The sequence below is a fragment of the Rhizobium viscosum genome (genome assembly GCF_014873945.1).
Taxonomy (GTDB): domain Bacteria; phylum Pseudomonadota; class Alphaproteobacteria; order Rhizobiales; family Rhizobiaceae; genus Rhizobium; species Rhizobium viscosum.
Window position 1 is genome coordinate 675,033 of the sequence record NZ_JADBEC010000002.1, and the last position, 20,560, is coordinate 695,592.

The window sequence follows — 20,560 nt, forward strand, 5'->3', positions numbered from 1 at the left end:
ATGACGCTCGACATTACCCGCCTCTTAGTCGAAGGCCGGCACCAGCCGGTCCCGTGAATGTTCGAGATGGGTTCTCATTGCCTTCTCGGCAGCCGATGGATCACCCGCAGCAAAGGCAGAGAGAAGCGCCTCGTGCTCGTCCAGCGCCTCTTCGGTGACGCGGGAATGGAACATCAGTCGAAAGATGTGAAAATGCGTATGCTGGTGGCTGAGAGTCTGGCGAATAAGCTCGTTGCCGGCAAATTCCATGATCCTGTCATGGAAAACGGCGTCCTGCCGCGCGAAGGTGGAATAGCGCAGCCGTTCATCGCCCCCTTCCCGACGCCCCATGACGCCGGCCGCTTCCCTGAGGATGGCGAGCTTTTCATCGTCCATGGACTTTGCCGCCCTCGCAGCACCGTCGGGCTCGAGAAGCAACCGCAAGTGATAGAGCTCATCGAAGCGCCGATGGGTAATCTGCGGGGCTGCGCTGTAACCGATAAGATGCGTCTTGACGACAAGCCCCTCTCCCTCGAGGCGCCCGAGCGCTTCACGGATCGGCGTCTGGGAGACATTGAATTCCTTGACCAGATTGTCGACGGTAATGCGCGCACCCGGAGCGATCTTCAAAGACATTAGCTGCGCAAAGATCACCTCGTAGACGCTGTCCGCGAGACTGTTGCTGCGCTGTATGAAACCACTCGGATCAGGCGTGGCACTGAGCATCATCGTATTCCGGCCCTGTATTTCTTTTGCCTCTTGACAGGAACAATCGCTAACACGATGCTCGGCGATATGCAATCCCATATCCTATAGGATTTTATATCGGAGGTTTCATGAGGGTCATTTGGATAAGCGTGAAGGAAATCGCGCTCCAATTTTTCGACGCTTCCTCAAGGTCTTTCTTCATCCCACAACTGGCGAAAGGGCCAGCACAATGATCCTCTTTGCGGCTATCCGGCTCCCGAAAGAAATCCTGTTCGGCAAAAGCCAACGTTTTGCACTGCCGTCGGTTGCCAAACGACTTGGTCAAAGGGCGCTGATCTGCACGGATGAGCGCTTCGCAGGGACTTCCATTTTCGCCGAGATTGTCGCCGCGTTGAACGCCGCATCGATCGAGACACTGGTCCATGACCGGGTCCTGCCTGATGTCCCGCGCGACACCGTTGCCTCATGCGTTGAAGAGGCGCGGAGCTTCAGGCCCGACATGGTGATTGGGATAGGCGGAGGGAGTTGCCTCGACATGGCAAAATGCGCCGCCCTGCTTTTGAGCCATGGCGGAAACCTCTCGGATTACTATGGCGAGTTCAAGGTTCCCGGTCCGACAATCCCGATCATCGCTGTGCCGACCACGGCGGGAACCGGCTCAGAGGTGACGCCGGTTGCCGTCATCTCCGATCCCGATCGGACGCTGAAGGTCGGCATATCGAGCCCATATCTCATCGCCGCAGCGGCTATCTGCGATCCGGAGCTGACAATGTCCTGCCCGCCGGGTCTGACCGCTGTCGCGGGCGCGGATGCATTGACCCATGCAATCGAGGCATTCACCGCTGCGCGACGCGGCGCCGACCCGTTGCTGCCCCAAAATCATGTGTTCATCGGCAAGAGTGAACTTACCGACTATTTCGCGCTCCTCGCCATCAAGCTCCTGGGACGCAGCCTGGAAACAGCTTGCAGGGAGGGATCGAACGAAGATGCTCGCGCCGACGTAATGATGGGCGCGCTCGCCGCCGGCTGCGCATTCGGCACGGCCGGTACCGCAGCGGCGCATGCCATCCAGTATCCCGCGGGCGCATTGACCCATACGGCCCATGGGCTTGGCGTCGCGACGATGATGCCTTACGTCATGAACTATAACCGCTCCGCCTCGATGACCGAAATGGCTGAGATCGGGCAGGCGCTCGGTCTGGATTCAACGAGCAGGACGAAGCAAGAAATGGCCGACGCAGCCATTGAGGAGATCCGCAGGCTCTTTAAAGCCATCGGCATCACACCGACATTGGCCGATCTCGGGCTTACCGCCGACAAGCTCGACTGGACTGCCGAACAGGCGCTCAGCATCGACAGATTGATCAAGAATAACCCGAGGCCCTTCGACATCGACGCCATGAAGCGTCTCGTTCGTGCAGCCTATGACGGCGATCTTGCCGCCTCTGCCCTCTAAACATTCGAGGACCAAAATGACTATTGCCCAGCAAATGCCACACGCCGACCGCCACCTGCCAGACATTGAGGCCACGGCCCGCGGCCTCTATATCGATGGGAACTGGCGGCAATCGAAAAGCGGGCGCAAGATCGATGTGACCGACCCCTCGACCGGGGCGCTCCTTGCGGCTGTAGCGGACGCCACCGTCGAGGATGCGCAGGCGAGCATAGAGGCTGCATCGCGGGCTGCGCCCGGCTGGCGGTCGACGCCGCCGCGCAAGCGCTCGGAGATCTTGCGGCGCTGTTTCGAACTGATGATCGAGCGTTCCGAAATGCTCGCCACCTTGATTTCCCTGGAGAATGGCAAGGCGCTGCGCGACGCCCGCGGCGAGGTCGCCTATGCCGCCGAGTTCTTCCGCTGGAATGCGGAAGAGGCCGTCCGCATTACGGGAGAATTCGGCACCGCTCCGTCGGGAGCCAACCGGATCATTGTCGATTACCAGCCGATCGGCATCTGCCTGCTGATCACCCCTTGGAATTTCCCGGCCGCGATGGCCACGCGAAAGATCGCCCCGGCCCTCGCCGCCGGCTGCACCGTCATTCTGAAACCGGCAAGCGAGACGCCGCTGACGGCCTATGCGCTGGCCTCGATCTATGAGGAGGCGGGCGTACCACCAGGCGTCGTCAACGTTCTGACGACGAGCACTCCCGCCGCGTTCAGCGCCACCATTCTCGCGGATCCGCGCGTCAGAAAACTTTCGTTTACGGGCTCGACAGGCGTCGGCCGCCTGCTTCTCGCCGAAGCGGCCAAGCATGTCGTCTCATGTTCCATGGAACTCGGCGGCAATGCTCCATTCATCGTTTTCGACGACGCCGATCTGGAGGCGGCACTCGACGGCGCGATGGTTGCCAAAATGCGCAATGCGGGCGAAGCCTGCACCGCAGCAAACCGTCTCTATGTCCAGTCGGGAATCTACGAGTCCTTCGCAGAGGGGCTGGCCAAAAGAATGTCTGCTCTCAACGTCGGCCCGGGCGTCGATGCCCTTACCGAATGCGGGCCGATGATCACGACGAAAGCCGTGGAGAAGATCGACCGCCTCGTCGTTGATGCGAAAGCAAAAGGCGCCCGCGTCACCTGCGGCGGCGAGCCCTCCGCCGGGCCTGGTTATTTCTACCCGCCGACAGTTCTCGTCGACATGCCAGACGGTGTCGAGATGGCGCATGAGGAAATCTTCGGACCGGTTGCGCCTCTTTACAGGTTCGAGACCGAGGACGAGGTGATAGGGCGTGCCAACGACACCGAATACGGTCTCGCCGCCTACGTCTTCACGCGCGACATAGCACGGGGATTGCGCGTTTCCTCCGCTCTGGAATCAGGCATGATCGCGCTCAACCGGGGTCTGGTTTCCGATCCGGCAGCGCCATTCGGTGGCGTCAAGCAGAGTGGTCTCGGCCGTGAGGGCGGACAGCATCACGGCATCGCCGAATTCATGGAAGCCAAATATATCGCGGCGAGTTTCTGACGGCAGAGAGGATGAGTATTTGGAAACCGATCCGTTCCGCATACGGGGACATGTGCCGGAATTCGACGCCCTCGTGTCGGAGATCAAGGCAAGGAGTGCTTCGACGCGTGCAAGACTGCGTATGCGGGAAATCGCTTACGGGGACGATGCAAGTGAAACCATGGACGTCTTCTACCCCGACGGTATAAGCGACCGGCGACCGGTGCACATGTTCATCCACGGCGGCTACTGGCGGATGTTTTCCAAGCGTGACTACTCCTATGTCGCCGACACCATTACCGACACAGGGGCAATCGCGATCATTGTCGATTATGCCCTTATGCCGCATGTCAGGATGGAGGTGCTCGTCGATCAGGTTCGGCGGGCCAAGCAATGGGTGCTCGAACACATCGCGAGCCATGGCGGCGACGCCTCGCGCTTTACGGTCAGCGGCCATTCCGCCGGTGCGCACCTTGCGAGCTTCCTGTTTCATCGACAGGAGGCTTTCTCGGGCGTGTCGGCAGCCCTCCTGCTGGGGGGCCTTTACGACCTGAAGCCCCTGCAATCATCTTTTCTGCACTCAGAAATCGCCATTACCGACAGAGAGGTTGCCGACCTTTCGCCGATGCTGCATTCCTTTGACCAGGGCTGTCGCGCCATTATCGCGGTCGGCGCTGAAGAAACACCACCGTTTCATCAGCAGGCGGACGCCTTCTCATCGCGCCTGCGACAGCAAGGACTGTCGGTCACCAGCGAAAGGCTCGAAGGCTCCAATCACATGAGCAGCGTTCGCGATCTCGGCTTCCCGGATACGGCTATCGGTCGGATCCTCAGTCAAATGATTGCATCTGTCGGATGACATCTAAACGTCGAACTCCAACTGCAGTCGGCCTTCTTGCTCGACGTTTGACATTGGCTTACGCAAAGGGCCGCCGACATAATTCTCTTGCGCCTGCCATCTCGGCTGATAAAAGCCGGCCTGCCAACTGAAAACAGCGACTGAATGACAGAACACGCCATTACCTGGAGCATTGCCGGCTTGACCGCCATGGGCGTGGTCGTTCGTCCATTCCGATGGCCGGAAGCGGTGTGGGCCATGTTTGGCGCCTTGCTGCTCTTTGCCTTTCGCCTGATTGGGCCAGAGGATGTCATCACGGGCGTCTTGAAAGGCAGCGACGTATATCTTTTTCTGATCGGAATGATGCTGCTGTCGGAACTCGCACGACGGGAAGGCCTGTTCGACTGGATTGCAGCGATCGCCACAACGCACTCCCGCGGCTCCTCCCGACGCCTGTTCGTGCTTGTCTATCTGGTCGGCGTTGTCGTGACGGTCTTTCTCTCAAATGATGCGACGGCCGTCGTCCTTACCCCAGCCGTCTGCGCGGCCTGCCGGGCGGCCCGCGTCCGGGACCCGATGCCCTATCTGCTGATCTGCGCCTTCATCGCCAATGCCGCGAGCTTTGTCCTTCCGATCTCCAATCCTGCCAATCTGGTGATCTTTGCGGGTGGCGAAATGCCGCCCCTGGCGCGCTGGTTGTCGATGTTCATGCTTCCATCGATCGTTTCGATCGTGGTCACATTCGGCTGCCTTTACTGGACTCAGCGCCAGGCTCTTGCCGAGGATAGCGTTGCCGAAAACGTGCCGCGGCCGACCCTTTCCGCGAGCGCTCGGCTGGCCGGGTGGGGAATTGTCCTGACGGCCGTCATTCTTATCGTGGCATCGGCTATGCATATCGATTTGGGTATGCTGACTTTTCTCGCCGGCACGATTACCACCGTGCTGGTGCTGGCGCTGACCCGGCAAAGCCCGATCGAGACCTTCAAGGGTGTAAGCTGGAGCGTCCTGCCTCTGGTCGCAGGCCTGTTCGTCGTCGTGGAGGCGCTGGATCGTACCGGTCTGACAACCATGCTCTCCGATCAATTGGCCCTGCTCGCGGCGGCATCGGAAACACAGGCGGCCGGCATTGCAGGCGTGGTTGTCGCGGTTGTCTGCAACCTCGTCAACAATCTTCCGGCAGGCCTGGTTGCGGGAAGTGCGGTGCAGGCGGCCCATGTCTCAGACAAGATCGCCGGAGCGGTGCTGATTGCAGTCGATCTCGGCCCCAACCTTTCCGTCACGGGATCCCTCGCAACAATATTGTGGTTGACTGTCCTTCGCCGCGAGGGACTGCACGTCAGTGCGTGGCAGTTTCTCAAGCTCGGAACTGTCGTCATGTTTCCGGCACTGATTTTGTCTTTGCTGTCGCTCGTTCTTTTCTGAGACTTCCAACGGGTGGGCCGCAGCGCGTCTTATTCGCCATTTGCTCCTCCGGAATTTTGTCGCTGCATCCGGACAGGACGCCGGCTGTCAATGCATCAAGAACAACGAGCGAAACTCGCAAGCCATAGGCCATATGTCAGATCCAATCGGCATGCGCGCCAACCGCGCTTCTTCATCAGGCGCTATTGCCTGCGGACGCTGGCAAACCGTGGAGGTTGTGTGGACGTATGGCGCAGACAGCGGTTGATAGCTCGACGTGGCGCTGCGACATCGAATATTATCAAATCTTCAAACAGTGGTGCCTTGTTAGATGAACGCTCTTGCCATTATAGCCGAAGACGATTCGGAGATCGTCGAAATCCTTGACGCCTACATGACGCGTGAAGGGTTTCGCACGGTGCGTGCGGCCGACGGGAAAACGGCCATCGACCTGCACCTCGTCCTAAAGCCGGATCTGATGCTCCTCGATGTGACGATGCCACGCCTCGACGGCTGGGAGGTGCTCGCTGAGATCAGACGCAGAGGCGATACCCCGGTCATCATGATCACGGCCCTTGATAAGGATATCGACCGTCTCCAGGGTCTTCGCATCGGCGCCGACGACTATATCGTGAAGCCCTTTAATCCAATTGAGGTGGTTGCTCGCGCCAAGGCGGTCCTTCGCCGTGCCGGGCTGGGCAACGCGGCGGGCGTGCTGCGGGTAAGCCGGTTGACGATCGATCTGGATAGCTACCAGGCGAGGGTCGAAGCTAACGGAGAGAACAAAGCCGTGCCGTTGACGCTGACGGAATTCCGACTTCTCGCGCATATGGCGAGAGCGCCGATGAAGGTCTTTGCGCGTGGAGAACTTGTCGACGCCTGCCTCCCCGGAGGCGATGCGCTCGACCGGACGGTGGACAGCCACGTCAGCAATCTCCGCAGGAAGCTTGAATTGGCCGGCGCTCCCGGGATGCTGTCCGGTGTTCGCGGCGTCGGTTATAGGCTGGCCGCCGAGCAATGATCCGACGCTCCGCTCTCAGCCGTCAGATCCTGATGTCGATGGCGGTTGTCACGATGATTGCCGTCTTGGTCGTGTTCTTCGGCCTCTATATCGTCTATGCCATTCTAATTTCGCTCTTTCCGAACCTGCTGGACGAGGATAGCTGGCTCCCATCGGGCACCGACTTTCTTATTCTCGCCGCCCTTGCCTTCCTGGCCTTGCTCGTTGCTGGATTTGTCTCTCTGAAACTCGCTGCGCGCATTCTCGTGCCGATCAACTCGCTCGCTGAGAGCGCTCGCCGCATCGCCGACGGAGACCTGACCGCGCGCGCGACCCCAGGTGACCATTCGCTTGGCGAGACCGCCCATCTGGTCGCGGACTTCAACGTTATGGCCCAAAAGCTTCAGGACATGGCCGACAACGTCGCCTTCTGGAATGCGGCGATTGCCCACGAGCTCAGGACCCCGCTCACAATACTCAAGGGCAGGCTGCAGGGCGTTGCCGATGGCCTGTTCACCGTCGACGAGAAATTGATCGACGGCCTCATGGTTCAGACCGAAGGGCTCACAAGGCTGGTCAATGACCTGCGCGTCGTCACCCTTGCGGATGCGGGCCGTCTGGACCTGCAGATCGAGCCTGTCGATCTCGCTGCGGAGATCAGGAAAGTCGCAGATATTGTCGAGCCGTCGCTCCGGCAAGCCGGTTTTTCGCTGGAGCTTGCGCTTGTGGATATGACCGTTCCGGCGGATGCAGTCCGGCTCCGACAGGTGCTTCTGGCGCTCCTGAACAACGCCCAACGCTACGCCCGGCCTGGTCGTATCGAAGTATTCACGCTGGCATCGGGAAACAAGGCTGTCATTCGGGTTGAAGATTCTGGCCCGGGGCTGCCGCCCAACTTCGACAAGCGTGCATTTGAACCTTTTACCCGCGCCGACGATTCCCGCTCCCGCCTCTACGGTGGTTCCGGTCTCGGCCTGTCTATAGTTCGCGCCATTGCGGAAGCTCACGGTGGTCAGGCCTCATGCTGCAATTCCTCACGTGGAGGCGCAGTCTTCGAGATCTCACTGCCACGGGCGACTTGACGCCAGCGGGCTCTCTTTACTGATGTTCAACATCATATCCGTGCAGACTCCGCGGCTATCGTATTTCACTGCCGCGAGATGGTCGAAATAAAACCGAGATCGTACGGAGATCCGATGGAGGGAATCGTAAATTATCAGAGGTGGCGGGAGGTATCGGAAGAGATTTGGACTGCAGTCCTTTCTGCAACCTGGGAATAGAAATCAAGAACATTGGCAATGCCCGCCGCTCGAGAAAATGGGCGTAAATCGTAAGCCGCACGAGACAGGCCGGCGGCGGCTTTTATATAGAATGCATCGCCTAGAGCCGCAGCAAGGCGGTCGATAGAGCCAGGCTCCACAAGGGTTATTGGATGGTCACGCAGGTACTCCGATGGTCCTTCAGCCGCAGTCGCAATGATGGGAAGCCCCTCGTGCATGGCTTCAAGTATCGCAAGGCCAAACGATTCCTCGCGAGACGGAGAAACAAACAAATCCAGATTGCGCAAGAATCCGGAGACATTGTCGCTATGCCCCAGCAGATGAATTCTGTCGTCGCCTTTGGAGAGATTTTTCAATGCTGCGCGCTGCGGTCCCTCGCCTACAATGACTAACGCCGCATCGTTCGGAGCAGCCCGTCGAAAGGCTGATACCAGGACATCGTAACCCTTGCTCGGATGCAACCGCCCTACGGCGCCGACGAGTGTTGTTTCACGCGGCAACTTCAATTTCGAACGCAAGTCGAAACTCTCGTTCTCGTCCATGGCCGGCAGCCAGTTCGAAATAAGGCGCGCTTGGCCGGGATAGTTGCCAAGACGCGACAACTGGGCACGGTTCACGCAGATCACGCCGTCGAGCCGAGCATGTTGTTTTGCCTTGAAGCCCACGTGCAGCGTTGCAATCTTTGATACGCTGCTGGGAGCAGTGGCAAGCGCCTTGCAGGCAGGGCTGAGATGTGCATGAGCAATCTCAATCGCCGCGCTTGCGATCAACCGTCGCAACCTCATGCCGCGCAAGAGAGGCGTCGCGAGGCCGTGAAAGACGACTTCTTTGGAGAGAAGGGCGGCCATCGGGGAGGCAAATGTTCCCGCAACATGCACTTCGTGCCCAAGGGCGGCCTGTCCGTTGGCAAGGTCGATGCAGTACCTTTCCGATCCCGCTATCCGGGAAGAGAAAAGCAGATGCAGGATTCGTTGCTTGCTTGCTGCTTTCCTGCTGCCGGAGGATGACGCTCCTTGATCTACAGAAGGATGAGAAAAGCTTTCAAATGTTGCAACGCGACTTGTGTCGCTATTTCGTGAATTGATGGACATCGAGTTTCCAACCGCTGGATGGAAGCCTCGATAACGTTACGATGTTGCTGATGCGTGGAAGTTGTGTGGATGTTTGAAGGAGGAATGAATTCGAGTTCAGACCTTTGGTTAGTGGGCCGACCTCCTGAACTCTTTCGCGCACATTGGGCTGCGTCGATAACCAGCAACGGCCTCCATCTAAACTCCACAATGTCTGCGAACAAACTGAACGCAGCCCCCCGATAGTGGAGCGAAAGAAAGGGCCGGAAACCTTATTCCCCCTCCACTGGAGAGGAGTTCATAGTGAAAATATTAGCGTTTTTCCGTCTGTCGGGTCGACGGACGGCCGATAGAAAGGCGACCTTTTGATGCAGGCTGGACAGGGGCGAAACGACGCTGTTGATGATTGCGATCACGGGCAATATCCACGCGACTACGGGGCTGTGCTTTCTCGAAACGATCCTTGCGTTACCAGCGAAGCTGCCGAGGAGCAGCGTCGTACCGCGGATGATCGTCCTCGAAGGGGAGCAGACACCATCCTCATCTGCATCCTGACCGGCCTGTCCGGCGCTATCACAGGCTTTGTATTTGCCGGTCAATTCGCGGTCGCTGGCGTCGCCTATGCTGCGCTGGTCCTCGGCGGAATTCTCGGCTGGCTGGCGCGGGGAGCCGTGGCATGAGAGCTCCTTACGCACTCTTCATCGCCATCGACAATCTCGGCGACATCTCGGATTCGATCGCCGCATAACCTTCATCGTACGGCGCTCGACCGATTGAACGCTCGCTGCCAAAGCGCATTCAGTTCGTTAACGAGCAGAGCTACAGAGGCGTCTTTCAGGCTCTCAGCTAAATATCGATACCCGTCATCTGATGGCAGGTTGACCTTTCGCATCACGGTGCGTTTGCGGAGTTCGCGAGCGCGTTGATTGGTGAAAGCGCGCGCGGCCCTTTCAGTAAATCACTCCTGGGTCTGGCAAACATATAGCAACGGCGCCTTGGCAAGGCTCGTGTCGACACGCTGTTTTCTGTCAGCGACTTCGCAATAGAAATCAAGCACATTGGCGATACCCGTCGAGCGAGAAAAGGCAGTCAAATCGTAGCCGACGCGCGCGTGGCTCACAACACCCTGAGGCTTGAAGGCGTCAGTCAGGGCCGCTGACATGTCGTCGATGGAACCAGGTTGCACCAGAGCGACTGGATGGCCATGCAGATATTCCGAGGGTCCCTTCGTCGCTGTTGCGATAATAGGGAGTCCTTCACGCATGGCCTCAAGTATGGCCAGACCGAACGATTCCTCGCGAGACGGGGAGACGAACAGGTCTAAATTGCGCAGAAATCCGGACACGTTGTCTGTATAACCCGGCAAGTGAATTCGACGGTCGCCTCCCGCAATCTTTTTTAGCTCGCTGCGCTGCGGCCCCTCGCCGACTATAACCAGCGCCGTATTTTCTGGCGCAGATCGCCTGAAGGCCGCGATAAGGACGTCGTTTCCTTTGCTGGGATGCAGTCGTCCTACGGCGCCCACCAACCGCGTTTCACGAGGTAGATTCAATTTGGAACGCAGGTCTACGGCCTCTCCACTCGCTGCATCTGGCAGCCAGTTCGAAATCAAACCTGCTTGACCGTCGTAACCGGCGAGGCGGGACAGCTGATCGCGGTTCACGCAGATCACGCCGTTCATCCGTGCGTGTCGCTTCGGCTTGAACCCGACATGCAGGGTCGCAATCGTCGTCACGCCATCGGGAACGCTGGCAAGGGCCCTGCTTCCTGGGCTGTGATGTGCATGCGCGACCTCGATTCCGGCCCTCGCAATCAACTGTCGCAGCCTCATCCCACGCAGTAGCGCAGTCGAGAACCCGTGAAAATTGACCTTGTCGGAGAGGAGCGGGATGATCGGCGAGCCGCGAAATCCGGCGACGTGAATCTCATGCCCGAGAGCTGCCTGTCCGTTGGCGAGGTCGATACAGTGCCTCTCTGACCCTGCAATTTCGTCTGCGAAAAGTAGATGCAGGATGCGCAGCTTGCGCATCGCCGAAGATGAGACCTTCCCGTCGATGGAAGGTGACAACAAGTTTCTGCTTCTCGCACCGATGCTTTGCAAATTAACAGGCATCAGGCCCCCTTCTGCTAATTGATCTCTCTTCATATCGCCGGCATGTTTCAGCTTCGTGGACGACATATGAATGTTTGGTGGATTTAATCTCGGAGAGATCGATGAGAGTGCCACCAGTGCTTTCAGGAAGCTTTGGCTTGGTCGGGATCCTGGCGCGATCGGTGAGGTGAGTTTCGCGCGCCAGTTGCCGGAGATCACGAACATCGCGACCGCAATTATCGGCATTCAGGCCAGTCTCTTCGGATGTTTTACCGCCTCACGTTGCGTGACCCATTCGTCGCATTCGAAGAAAATTGCGCCAGTCCATCCATCTCATTGGATATACAGCGAGCGCGGCATGAACTCCTCTCGATGTGCGTCTGTGACCGCAGTCGAGAACATGATGGCGAAGAAAGCCATGATGGCGCAGAAGATAATCAAGCGGCAGACAAGCATCCTCGCTCCTTTCTATCGGCTTGATATTGCTGGCTTATGTTTGACGTGTGCACAGATAGCGTGGAGCTTCGGTGAAGATCGCCGGTATGGACGATTTCCAGACAGTTGATGCCTGTACACCTCGGCAACGCCCTGCAATATGCAAGGCAGTTTTCCAACCACGGGCAGCGGATAGATCCGGCGCTGGCAGGTGACGTGGTCGGCCACCACAGAATGATCATCCATGGAGAGATTACGCATGAGCAGAGCTCGATACCCGCTGGCAATTCGCGTTTTGCACTGGATTATGGCGGCGATCGTGTTGGCGATGATCGCACTTGGTTGGGCAATGACTTCGGCTGGCGAGTCCGGGCCAGAGGCCCTGTACCCGCTTCACAAGTCATTCGGATTGCTGATACTCATTCTTGTATCTTTGAGACTCGTATTTCGCATATGGGCGCGAGTACCGGCGTTGCCGACCGGCCTCAGAAAATGGGAGGTCGCTGCCGCCAAGGCAGCCCATATTACTCTCTATGTGTTGATGATTGTCGTCCCACTCATGGGGTACGCGATGTCGAGTTCGTTCACGCAGAGTGACGGAGTCGTTTTCTTCGGGATCACGGTGCCGGAGCTGTTGCCCAAGGACGATACGCAGTTCAGGCTGTTCCAGCTGCTGCATCGGCTTCTGGCGTACACATTGCTCTTCGTGGTCGCGCTACACGTTCTCGCAGTCCTGAAGCATCGCTTCTTCGATCGAAACAAGGAGAATGACGTCCTTTCACGCATGCTGTGATGCCTGGCCGAACCGGAGACAGTACCGTCACCTGTCGAGCGTTGGCGTTTGATCGGAGATGCGCCGAGCGTCAGTTCGTGACCGAGGCGCCCCGGAGCCAAAGCTGACTTGATTGACGATCGCTGCTAGGCGGCAAGCTCCCCCGGCCGGGGATGCCTGGAGCCGCTCGAAGGTTGGGCTACGGCAGTTGCAGCCGCGCTTGAAGGGTGTTCTTCGGTGCTTTGTGGATTTGCGTATAGTTCGACCCGGTCACGGCCGCCCCGCTTCGCAAGGTAGAGTGCCTGGTCTGCCCGGTCCCGCAGCTTCTGTGCATTGCAATCGCCTCTCCAAACGGCAACGCCCGCGCTTACACTCGGCACTATCGTTTCCGTGCCGGACGCAAATGTCAAGGCGTTGACCGTCCCTCGAATTTGCTCCGCCTTGGCAACCGCAGTTTCTTCAGTTTGATCACGCAGAAAAAGCGCGAACTCCTCCCCGCCAAGACGGCCGAACGTGACCGTGCGTCCAGCAGCAGCTGCGATCGCTTGGGCCACGCCGACAAGAACTACATCGCCCGTCTCATGGCCGTAACGGTCGTTGACACTCTTGAAGTGGTCGATGTCTATCATGATGAAGGCGTCACCCTCCTTGAATTCGTTCGGAACGGATGCCAGGAAGTGCTGCCGGTTTGGGATCCCCGTCAGCACATCGGTGTTGGCGAGGCGTCTGAGTTGAGTTTCTGCGCGTTCCTGGACCAGGACAACCACGAAGAGTGCGACAGAGAAATGGCAAATGATAAGCATGAAGAAAGCATAGCGGGGTTCGACCGGCCCATACTGTGGAAAGATCATTCCGACAGCAACCAGCGTCGAAAAGCCCATGGCGGCCGCGAGCGATGCAAGCAGACCCCATCTCGCGGGCAAGCGGTCGAGGAAAAAATCCCTTAAGATGACAACGCAGGAGACGCCGAGGAAAGCCGCAGTGTTCGCATTGAATATAGCAGCGCGCGTTTGATTGTCGGCGTACCAATGCATATAGCCAACGGCGACAGATAGGCTCAAGGCGACAACGAGCAGAAGGCAATCCGTAAGCTTTCGCCGACGGCCGCTCAACTGGACAAGCCCCATCGCCATCAGCGCGTAACCTGTGACGCCGATGGAGAAGCTTCCAAAAGTCCAAACCTCATATGGCAGTATGCCCTGCTCTCCCACTCCGGCAAGCGTGGATGCGACAGCAAGCAGGCCGTCGCCGATCGCCAGAAAATCGAGACCTGGCTCCCTGGAGCGCCACCTGACGTAGAAACAGCAGATGGCGCCGACTATGAACGAGCACTTGTGAAGAAGAAGAACTGTAGCAAGATCCATCGTCAAACCGAAAAACAACCGGGATGCCGATGCCTATAACCACCGAGAGCTACTTTTGAATGAATCTTCTTCCGCTGACACAGCAGATTAGAGACAACTTCATCGCGGAACCAGCTGGTGAGCTTTAAAAAATGCGAGGACTGCGCTTAAAAATTCTTCCGGCTGCTCCAAGTGCGCGAAATGACCGCTTTGGGTAAAGTGTACAAGTGCCGAATTGGAGCAACTGTCATCCAGGTTTTTTGCCCATTTCGGACCGCATATGAAATCGTGATCTCCGACCAGAACAAGCACCGGTATGGAAAGGTCCCGAAGCCTCGATCGGACGTCAAACGGATCACTGTTGCCGATGAGCATTGTTGCCTTTATCCGCAAGCGGAACACTCCAAGATCGAGCTTATCGTGAACACCGTCGGCAAAGTAAGCGGGCAGCAGATCGCGCATGATCCTGGTATAGTCTTCGTCGCTCGACATGTTCGGAACCGACTGCCACGCTCGCAGTACTGCCGGCCCCTCCGTCTGGTTTCGATCTGAGAAACTCCGCACACCGTTTGCCGCCGCCGCCATGAAGTCACTCCCTGTCACGGCCGACGACGAATACAAGATCATTGCCGATACGCGATCCGGGTGCTCGATCGTATATTGCTGGATGACGAACCCTCCATGGGAATGACCAAGAAGCGCGACGTTGGAAAGGTCGAGTGTTTCGAGGAACCTGCCAAGCTGTTTCGCGAAGCGTTCGACGGTATAGCCATGGGGGTGCTCCGCCAAACGGCTTGAGCCACCCGTGCCGATTGGCTCAAGGTACAACATGGTAAAATGACGCTCCAAAAAACCCATGCGAAGATATTGCCAGTGGATCCCTGGGCCGCCAGGGTGAACGACTATAACCGGCCCCTGGCCCGCGACATGAAAGCTTTGCTGAATTCCGTCGATATCGACGACATGATGTCCGGGATTGAGGCTATTTCGCATTGACATGGATTAGACCTTGTATCGCTTGAAAAACACGGTCGCAGTTGCACCGCGCCAGAGAAATGGATTGAGTTCGGGGCCGTGGACGGACACATTGGTAACAATGCGAACCTGTGAAGGACGTCGCACGCTTCGCGGCATCGAAGCTTTACTTGCATCCCGCACGACACACTTGGCCTAAACTCCGCCGATCGCCGTTGCCGCAGCATTACATGAAGAAAGCTGCGGCAAGAGCCGGAAGGCGAAGTCCGGTCGACTGCCGGTTTCGGTTCGTGCCAGTCACCGGCCGGTCAGAAGGACCTTACGTTTCGTATCGACTAGTAGCATACCTCGGTCCTGACCGGATGCCCGGGGCGCTGGGTGTCCCATTGCCAATAGCAGCGATCATAGTCGTCGTTGCTGCCCAGGAAGAAAGGCCCGCGATCCCTGAACCGTCCATCAAAGCGGTCGTGGGCAAAAAACGCACCGCGGTTTCCTTCCCTATCGAAATGGCCCATACCGAATCCTCCCATGTGCTCCCCTCCCATGTGCCCCCCTTCCTCGTGGCCTCCTCCCCCGTGACCTCCGCCTCCACCGTGAGCCAGTGCGGGCGTTACTGTTGCGATGGAGCCAACTGCGAGGGTCAGGGAGATGAGACCTGTTGCGGCGATTTTACGAAGCATAGACATGGTGGTTTTCCTAAAAAGCGGCTCTGTGTAGCCACCATCCGTATGTGTTCATCGAAATTGGCGAACACCTGCCACAATTCAGGGATTTTGCTCACATGTTGTCACATCTTCTCACCACAACCGGTAATACCCGTGATCGCCGGCGGCACGGGGACGGGAAAACGCCATCTGGTTATCGCGATTGCCCGTACTCTCATCCGCAACGGGACACGCGGTCGTCTCCGTCGCTGCGGTATCCAAAAGCGAGAATCGCGCCTTGCGTCAGCGTGCGAATGCCTCGAACGGATTGACTTCGGTGAGTTGCCGGACCGTGTCCTGGCTTACGCCCGCGATTTTGAGGGATGGCAGAAGGCTCTCGACAAGGTGCGTGTAGGGTCTCGGGGTTCCCCCACCGGGCTGCGCCGGATCATACCAGCCGAGGTCGTGGCTTATGAGCAACTGCCCGCCCAGCCCGTTTTCAAGGGCGCGCATCACCATTGCGACCAGTTCCTCGTCGGGAGCTCTTCCGACATGGTCGTATTCGATCCACGCGCCGCGTTCCACCAGTGCCCGGTGAAGCCCGAAGTCCCTTTCCTCCTGAGTGTGAATGGATATGAAGCGCTCCGGCCCGCAGCCCTCTGACTGAAGAATGTCCAACTGATCCATTACAACCCGTCCCCGGATCGTATGCGAGCCGATTACCGCATTGGTCCGCACGGATGCTCTTGCGGCTGCGCGGAGGATACGGGTTTCGAGGGGCGTAATCCCATCGTCGCCAGCGCTGAGCTTGATCCATCCCGCCAGTACACCGGTGCCCTCCATTCCTTCGGTGAGCTCGCTTACCATCCATTGTTCGAGATCATGCTCGCTAGCCTCGGCTATCCAAGCGGGTACCCACGGTTCGCGATAGTTGCCGGTCGGGACGACGATCGGAAAGTCGGCTGCCTTCGACACGGCGAGATCGATGTCAGCACGTCTTCCGACACCACCCGTCGTGCACTCGACGAGCAGCGTAACGCCTTGTCTTTTGATCGCCTCAATCTGTGGGACCATCAGTGCGACAACGTCGTCTATCTCCGCCTCGGCATAGCCGGGCTGGTCAGGCGTTCTAAGATCGACGAACACATGCTCGTGCGGGAGGATCATCCCGACTTCGTCGCGACGCTTTGGTCCCAGTGTCGTGTAAATCTGCTTCATCGTTGACGGCTCCCCTCCCGCAATTTGTCGAATGACAGAACTTTGAATGCATCTGACCCATCTGGTCCACACAATAGTAGGGTCCGTCGTCGGCAAGACATTCGACGACATCGCACAACACCATCGGTATTATCCGCAGTATCTGCAGAACAGCCGCTGGTCCGCGTCTTGAGCATGCAATCTCCCTTGCATCCGCACAGCCGTGGTCCTGTACGATTTTGTCTCTTGCCGGTGGCCACCCGGCAAGAGACCTTCCTGATACAACAGTGGATGGCGGGGCCGATCACGCCGCCACCCGTGTTTTCCTTCAGGCCACCAGACCCTTGGTCAGCTCCAGCGCCTGCCGCTCGAACAACCGGCGATAGATGCCTTCATTGAGCCGGATCAGCGCCTGGTGGTCGCCCTCTTCGACAATCTTTCCTTTGTCGAAGACCAGCAGCCGATCCAGCGCCCGCACAGTGGACAGCCGGTGCGCGATGACAAGCGTCGTGCGGCCAACCATCAGGCGTTCCATCGCCTGCTGGATCTGCACTTCGCTCTCGCTGTCGAGGCTCGATGTCGCCTCGTCGAGGATGAGCACCGGCGTATCGGCCAGGAAGGCGCGGGCAATAGCGACACGCTGCCGCTCGCCGCCCGACAGCTTGACGCCGCGTTCCCCCACCATGGTTTCATAGCCCTTGGGAAGCTCCATGATGAAGTCGTGGGCACTGGCCTGTTTCGCCGCCTGCTCGATCTCACGCCGCGAGGCATTCGGCCTGCCATAAGCGATGTTTTCCGCCAGCGTGCGGTGGAACAGGATGGGCTCCTGCTGCACGATGGCGATCTGGCCGCGCAGGCTTGCTTGCCTGACGCGCGCGATATCCTGCCCATCGATGCGGATCGAGCCGGCGTTCACGTCATAGAGGCGCTGGATGAGCTTGACGAAGGTTGTCTTGCCCGAGCCCGAATGCCCCACCAGCCCCACGCGCTGGCCCGGCTTGATGGTGACCGAGAATTCCTCGTAGAGCGGGTTGGGATGAGCGCCATACTGGAAGGTGACGCGATCGAAGACGATCTCGCCCCTATCAATCATTATGGGCGTGGCGTTCGGCCTATCCTCGATACCGAGCGGCGTCCTGTCGAGCAGCACGAGTTCTTCCATGTCGTTGACGGCCCGCTGCAGATTGCGGATGTCCTGGCCGACATCGCGCAGATGGCCCTGCAGGACGAAGAACATCGCCAGCACGAAGGTGATGTCGCCAGGCGTCGCCAGCCCCTGCCGCCACATGATGAGGCCCGTCCCCAGGATGCCCGCCTGCATGGAAACCATCAGGAAGCCCTGGATCGTGCCGCTCAGGTTGCCGCGCTTCCATGTCCGCCGCGTGCGGCTGTCCCATCTGGCCAGCACATGGCCCAGCCGCGTTTCCTCGCGGCTCTCGGCTCCGAAGGCCTTGACCACCGAATTGCAGCTGATCGCATCCGCCAGCGCGCCGCCGAGCTTGGTGTCCCAGGCATTGGCAAGTTGTGCCGCCGGCGATACGAAGCCCATGGAAAGCGCTACCGTCACGCCGATATAGACGAGCGAACCCACACTCACGATCAGACCCATGATCGGCCAGTAGCTGCCCAGCACGATGCTGGCGCCGACCAGCATGACGATGGACGGCAGCAGGGCGACCAGCAGCAGGTCGTTGAGCGAATCGAGCGCCCACATGCCGCGGGTAATCTTGCGCACCGTCGAACCGGCAAAGCTGTTGGCGTGCCAGTCGGTCGAAAACCGCTGCACCTTGTGGAAACCGTTATTGACCACATCCGCCATGGTGCGCAGCGTCAGCCGGACGATGCCGTTGAAGATGAACCAGCGCAGCGCGACGCTGGTCAAGCCCAGAGCCACGACGATGACGAAGGCGCGCAAAGCGCCGTCGGCCGCATTGCCGCCGGCGATGGCATCGACGATCTGGCCTGAAAACACCGGCACCATCACTTCGGCCAGTGTGCTTAGGATTACCAGCACAATGATGCCGCCGACCAACAAAGGCCGATGGGTCCAATGATGAAAAACAAAGCCGAGCACGTGGCGATAGGCATCGGCGCGAAAATCGAGCTTCTTGCGAGTCATTTTAACCAGCCCGGCCCGTGTCTTGGTAACCGGTCCTCAAAATCGAGAGCTAAAAGGCACAGCCCGTGCGGGAGACGAAATGATCCCGTCAGATCAATCGGGCTATGAAGGGAGATAAACCGCGTGTCGCGCGCTCGAGGCGGGCCACGAATGGAAATGACCTAGTGTCGGGACATTCCACGCAGGAAGGTTTCGATGATTGCTGGTCTCATGCAACGCCTCCCTTATGTTCGATCTGGAGCGGTAAGCGTTTTGTACCGAACCAATTCGCCATTGCCAACCGGTTTTTACAACCTTATCGAAAGTGATGCGAAAAGGACACGATTTCGCAACTTGCAGCTTTGCATTTGATCATGCCGGCCCCGAGCCTCCAGCCCTTTGAGAGGGCAACAAAGCATTCTTCTCCGCTGATCGATGAATCACGATAGTTGTGCAGTGATCGCGACCTCGGCATCCCCATCGAACAGGTGACCTATTGACTAGACTCGCCTTGCCAGCCATTTTTCGGCTGCATCATGGCGCCTTGGGGGCGATGCTTTATCCGGAGAGCAATCTCGTTGAGAATGAGAGCCAAGAGGCTTACGCTTTTTTCTGTCGCCTTGGGGGTGCTGTTGACCGCGTCGCTGGCGGGTGCCGCCGATAGCGGAGACGCGCCCAACCACCCCGATTCCGGCACCTGGATCGTGACATTGGGTGCAAGTGTCGAGTACGGCCCGAAATTTCCGGGTTCGAAGCATGATGGCTTCAGCGCCTTGCCCTCTTTCGATATCAGGCGTTTCGACGAACCGGATGAGCACAGCGCGCCGGACGACAATATCGATTATGGCCTTATCGACTTCGGCGGCTTCGAAGCGGGCCCGGTGGTCGGCTTGCGCGACAGCCGTTCGCAATCCGATGATGACCGGTTGAAAGGCATCCATTCGGTGGATTGGGACATCGATGCCGGTGTTTTTGCACAATATTGGGCGATTCCGAACCAGCTTCGATTCCGCTCCGAAATCCGGCAGGCCGTATCGAACGGCAGTGGTCTCGTCGTCGATATCAGCGCCGATTGGTTCCAGCCCCTCGGCGACAGATGGCTGCTCTCTGCAGGGCCACGCGCTTCGTTCGGCAATGGCGCCTATATGCGGAAGTATTTCGGAATTTCGTCGAGCGAAGCGTTGCAGAACGGCGCCCTCTCCGCCTTCGATGCAAAGGGCGGCTTAAAGTCGATCGGCTTTACGGTTTCCGCCGCCTATGATGTGACCCCAACGTGGACGCTGCAGGTCTATGATCGCTTCGATCGTCTGACCGGAGACGCGGCCGACAGCCCGATCACATCGAAGCTCGGCAGCGAGAACCAGAATGTGATCGGCATCTCGCTCACCAAGGCCTTCAGCGTCAGCTTCTGAAATCCGCAATTCAAACACTCAGCCGGCCGGCCTCGATGCCGTTGCGATCAACCAGACACCGACCAAGATCAGAAGGCTGCCCGCAAGCCGAAGTAACGGCAATGGCTCGCCAAAGGCAGCCCAGGCAACGCCCATGATGAGGACATAGCTGATGGCCGAGAGCGGGAAGGCCTTGCTGAGATCGAGTTCGGAGAGCACGCTCATCCAGATGGCAAAGCAGACAATCTCTGCGACAATCGCCGCCAGGAACCAGTGTGACGACAGAATATCGACCAGCCAGGCTCCGCCGGCCTTGTCCGCATCGACGGCGCTCTGCTTCAGCAATATCTGTTGCGCCGTGTTCAGAAGCGGCACCAACAGCCAGATCGGGCGTATCG

Annotated in this window: 17 protein-coding genes and 1 pseudogene; 10 read left to right on the plus strand and 8 right to left on the minus strand. The window is 58.5% G+C overall.

Features of this window, described 5'->3' with window-relative positions; all coding sequences use genetic code 11:
• Positions 1-24: 24 nt before the first annotated feature.
• Entirely contained in the window at positions 25-705 is a 681-nt protein-coding gene (locus H4W29_RS23990; protein WP_192732769.1) for a GntR family transcriptional regulator, read from the minus strand.
• 211 nt (positions 706-916) lie between these two features.
• On the opposite strand from H4W29_RS23990, the gene H4W29_RS23995 reads away from it, so the two are divergent.
• From H4W29_RS23995 to H4W29_RS24020, 6 genes are all read left to right on the plus strand, one after another.
• Complete coding sequence (locus H4W29_RS23995; RefSeq protein WP_192731357.1) at positions 917-2,143, plus strand: iron-containing alcohol dehydrogenase; 1,227 nt, start codon at positions 917-919, stop codon at positions 2,141-2,143.
• A gap of 34 nt (positions 2,144-2,177) precedes the next feature.
• Positions 2,178-3,647, plus strand: coding sequence for an NAD-dependent succinate-semialdehyde dehydrogenase (locus H4W29_RS24000; protein WP_376776603.1), 1,470 nt, complete (start codon positions 2,178-2,180; stop codon positions 3,645-3,647).
• A 19-nt stretch (positions 3,648-3,666) separates the two neighbouring features.
• The gene (locus H4W29_RS24005) at positions 3,667-4,485 is read left to right on the plus strand and encodes an alpha/beta hydrolase (RefSeq protein WP_192731359.1); all 819 of its coding nucleotides are present in this window, start codon (positions 3,667-3,669) and stop codon (positions 4,483-4,485) included.
• 144 nt (positions 4,486-4,629) lie between these two features.
• On the plus strand, positions 4,630-5,886 hold the full coding sequence (locus H4W29_RS24010) for an arsenic transporter (RefSeq protein ID WP_192731360.1): 1,257 nt from the start codon (positions 4,630-4,632) through the stop codon (positions 5,884-5,886).
• Between the two features lie 310 nt (positions 5,887-6,196).
• Positions 6,197-6,886: a response regulator gene (locus H4W29_RS24015; protein WP_192731361.1), complete on the plus strand. Its 690-nt coding sequence runs from the start codon at positions 6,197-6,199 to the stop codon at positions 6,884-6,886.
• A complete protein-coding gene (locus tag H4W29_RS24020) occupies positions 6,883-7,947 on the plus strand; it encodes an ATP-binding protein (RefSeq protein WP_192731362.1) in 1,065 nt (354 codons plus the stop codon). The genes H4W29_RS24015 and H4W29_RS24020 overlap by 4 nt, the downstream gene beginning before the upstream one ends.
• A 134-nt stretch (positions 7,948-8,081) precedes the next feature.
• On the opposite strand, the gene H4W29_RS24025 is transcribed toward H4W29_RS24020, so the two are convergent.
• Positions 8,082-9,236: a glycosyltransferase gene (locus H4W29_RS24025; RefSeq protein ID WP_246517429.1), complete on the minus strand. Its 1,155-nt coding sequence runs from the start codon at positions 9,234-9,236 to the stop codon at positions 8,082-8,084.
• A gap of 347 nt (positions 9,237-9,583) precedes the next feature.
• On the opposite strand from H4W29_RS24025, the gene H4W29_RS24030 reads away from it, so the two are divergent.
• Positions 9,584-9,895, plus strand: a complete 312-nt coding sequence (locus tag H4W29_RS24030; RefSeq protein ID WP_192731363.1) for a hypothetical protein — start codon at positions 9,584-9,586, stop codon at positions 9,893-9,895.
• A 278-nt stretch (positions 9,896-10,173) separates the two neighbouring features.
• Here the strand turns inward: H4W29_RS24030 and H4W29_RS24035 are convergent, their stop codons facing one another.
• Positions 10,174-11,553 (minus strand): glycosyltransferase, encoded by a 1,380-nt coding sequence (locus H4W29_RS24035; protein ID WP_246517431.1) that lies wholly within the window; start codon positions 11,551-11,553, stop codon positions 10,174-10,176.
• Between the two features lie 448 nt (positions 11,554-12,001).
• Between H4W29_RS24035 and H4W29_RS24040 the strand changes: the two genes are divergently transcribed.
• Entirely contained in the window at positions 12,002-12,535 is a 534-nt protein-coding gene (locus H4W29_RS24040) for a cytochrome b (protein WP_246517433.1), read from the plus strand.
• A gap of 125 nt (positions 12,536-12,660) precedes the next feature.
• On the opposite strand, the gene H4W29_RS24045 is transcribed toward H4W29_RS24040, so the two are convergent.
• Together H4W29_RS24045 and H4W29_RS24050 are read right to left on the minus strand one after the other, a co-directional pair.
• Positions 12,661-13,878, minus strand: a complete 1,218-nt coding sequence (locus H4W29_RS24045; protein ID WP_192731365.1) for a GGDEF domain-containing protein — start codon at positions 13,876-13,878, stop codon at positions 12,661-12,663.
• 99 nt (positions 13,879-13,977) lie between these two features.
• Positions 13,978-14,856 carry an alpha/beta fold hydrolase gene (locus H4W29_RS24050; RefSeq protein WP_246517435.1) on the minus strand — a complete coding sequence of 293 codons (879 nt, stop codon included), beginning with the start codon at positions 14,854-14,856 and terminating at the stop codon, positions 13,978-13,980.
• Positions 14,857-15,650: 794 nt separating this feature from the next.
• Here H4W29_RS24050 and H4W29_RS24055 point away from each other — a divergent pair.
• Positions 15,651-15,737 (plus strand): annotated as a pseudogene (locus H4W29_RS24055) (IS21-like element helper ATPase IstB); the annotation flags it as partial.
• A gap of 42 nt (positions 15,738-15,779) precedes the next feature.
• Here H4W29_RS24055 and H4W29_RS24060 read toward each other — a convergent pair.
• Both H4W29_RS24060 and H4W29_RS24065 read right to left on the minus strand, forming a co-directional pair.
• Positions 15,780-16,694, minus strand: coding sequence for a phosphotriesterase family protein (locus H4W29_RS24060; RefSeq protein ID WP_192731366.1), 915 nt, complete (start codon positions 16,692-16,694; stop codon positions 15,780-15,782).
• 307 nt (positions 16,695-17,001) lie between these two features.
• A complete protein-coding gene (locus H4W29_RS24065; protein ID WP_192731367.1) occupies positions 17,002-18,792 on the minus strand; it encodes an ABC transporter ATP-binding protein in 1,791 nt (596 codons plus the stop codon).
• 563 nt (positions 18,793-19,355) lie between these two features.
• On the opposite strand from H4W29_RS24065, the gene H4W29_RS24070 reads away from it, so the two are divergent.
• Positions 19,356-20,183 (plus strand): MipA/OmpV family protein, encoded by an 828-nt coding sequence (locus H4W29_RS24070; protein ID WP_376776604.1) that lies wholly within the window; start codon positions 19,356-19,358, stop codon positions 20,181-20,183.
• An 18-nt stretch (positions 20,184-20,201) separates the two neighbouring features.
• Here the strand turns inward: H4W29_RS24070 and H4W29_RS24075 are convergent, their stop codons facing one another.
• Positions 20,202-20,558, minus strand: coding sequence for an EamA family transporter (locus H4W29_RS24075; RefSeq protein WP_192732774.1), 357 nt, complete (start codon positions 20,556-20,558; stop codon positions 20,202-20,204).
• Between the last annotated feature and the right edge of the window lie 2 nt (positions 20,559-20,560).

Excerpts from the sequence above, each read along its gene's own strand:
- H4W29_RS24025 (WP_246517429.1), bottom strand. The coding sequence starts at position 9,236 with ATGTCCATCAATTCACGAAATAGCGACACAAGTCGCGTTGCAACATTT.
- H4W29_RS24050 (WP_246517435.1), bottom strand. The coding sequence starts at position 14,856 with ATGTCAATGCGAAATAGCCTCAATCCCGGACATCATGTCGTCGATATC.
- H4W29_RS24060 (WP_192731366.1), bottom strand. The coding sequence starts at position 16,694 with ATGAAGCAGATTTACACGACACTGGGACCAAAGCGTCGCGACGAAGTC.
- H4W29_RS24040 (WP_246517433.1), top strand. The coding sequence starts at position 12,002 with ATGAGCAGAGCTCGATACCCGCTGGCAATTCGCGTTTTGCACTGGATT.
- H4W29_RS24000 (WP_376776603.1), top strand. The coding sequence starts at position 2,178 with ATGCCACACGCCGACCGCCACCTGCCAGACATTGAGGCCACGGCCCGC.
- H4W29_RS23990 (WP_192732769.1), bottom strand. The coding sequence starts at position 705 with ATGCTCAGTGCCACGCCTGATCCGAGTGGTTTCATACAGCGCAGCAAC.
- H4W29_RS24020 (WP_192731362.1), top strand. The coding sequence starts at position 6,883 with ATGATCCGACGCTCCGCTCTCAGCCGTCAGATCCTGATGTCGATGGCG.
- H4W29_RS24030 (WP_192731363.1), top strand. The coding sequence starts at position 9,584 with ATGCAGGCTGGACAGGGGCGAAACGACGCTGTTGATGATTGCGATCAC.
- H4W29_RS24070 (WP_376776604.1), top strand. The coding sequence starts at position 19,356 with ATGAGAGCCAAGAGGCTTACGCTTTTTTCTGTCGCCTTGGGGGTGCTG.
- H4W29_RS23995 (WP_192731357.1), top strand. The coding sequence starts at position 917 with ATGATCCTCTTTGCGGCTATCCGGCTCCCGAAAGAAATCCTGTTCGGC.
- H4W29_RS24065 (WP_192731367.1), bottom strand. The coding sequence starts at position 18,792 with ATGACTCGCAAGAAGCTCGATTTTCGCGCCGATGCCTATCGCCACGTG.
- H4W29_RS24010 (WP_192731360.1), top strand. The coding sequence starts at position 4,630 with ATGACAGAACACGCCATTACCTGGAGCATTGCCGGCTTGACCGCCATG.
- H4W29_RS24045 (WP_192731365.1), bottom strand. The coding sequence starts at position 13,878 with ATGGATCTTGCTACAGTTCTTCTTCTTCACAAGTGCTCGTTCATAGTC.
- H4W29_RS24035 (WP_246517431.1), bottom strand. The coding sequence starts at position 11,553 with ATGCCGATAATTGCGGTCGCGATGTTCGTGATCTCCGGCAACTGGCGC.
- H4W29_RS24015 (WP_192731361.1), top strand. The coding sequence starts at position 6,197 with ATGAACGCTCTTGCCATTATAGCCGAAGACGATTCGGAGATCGTCGAA.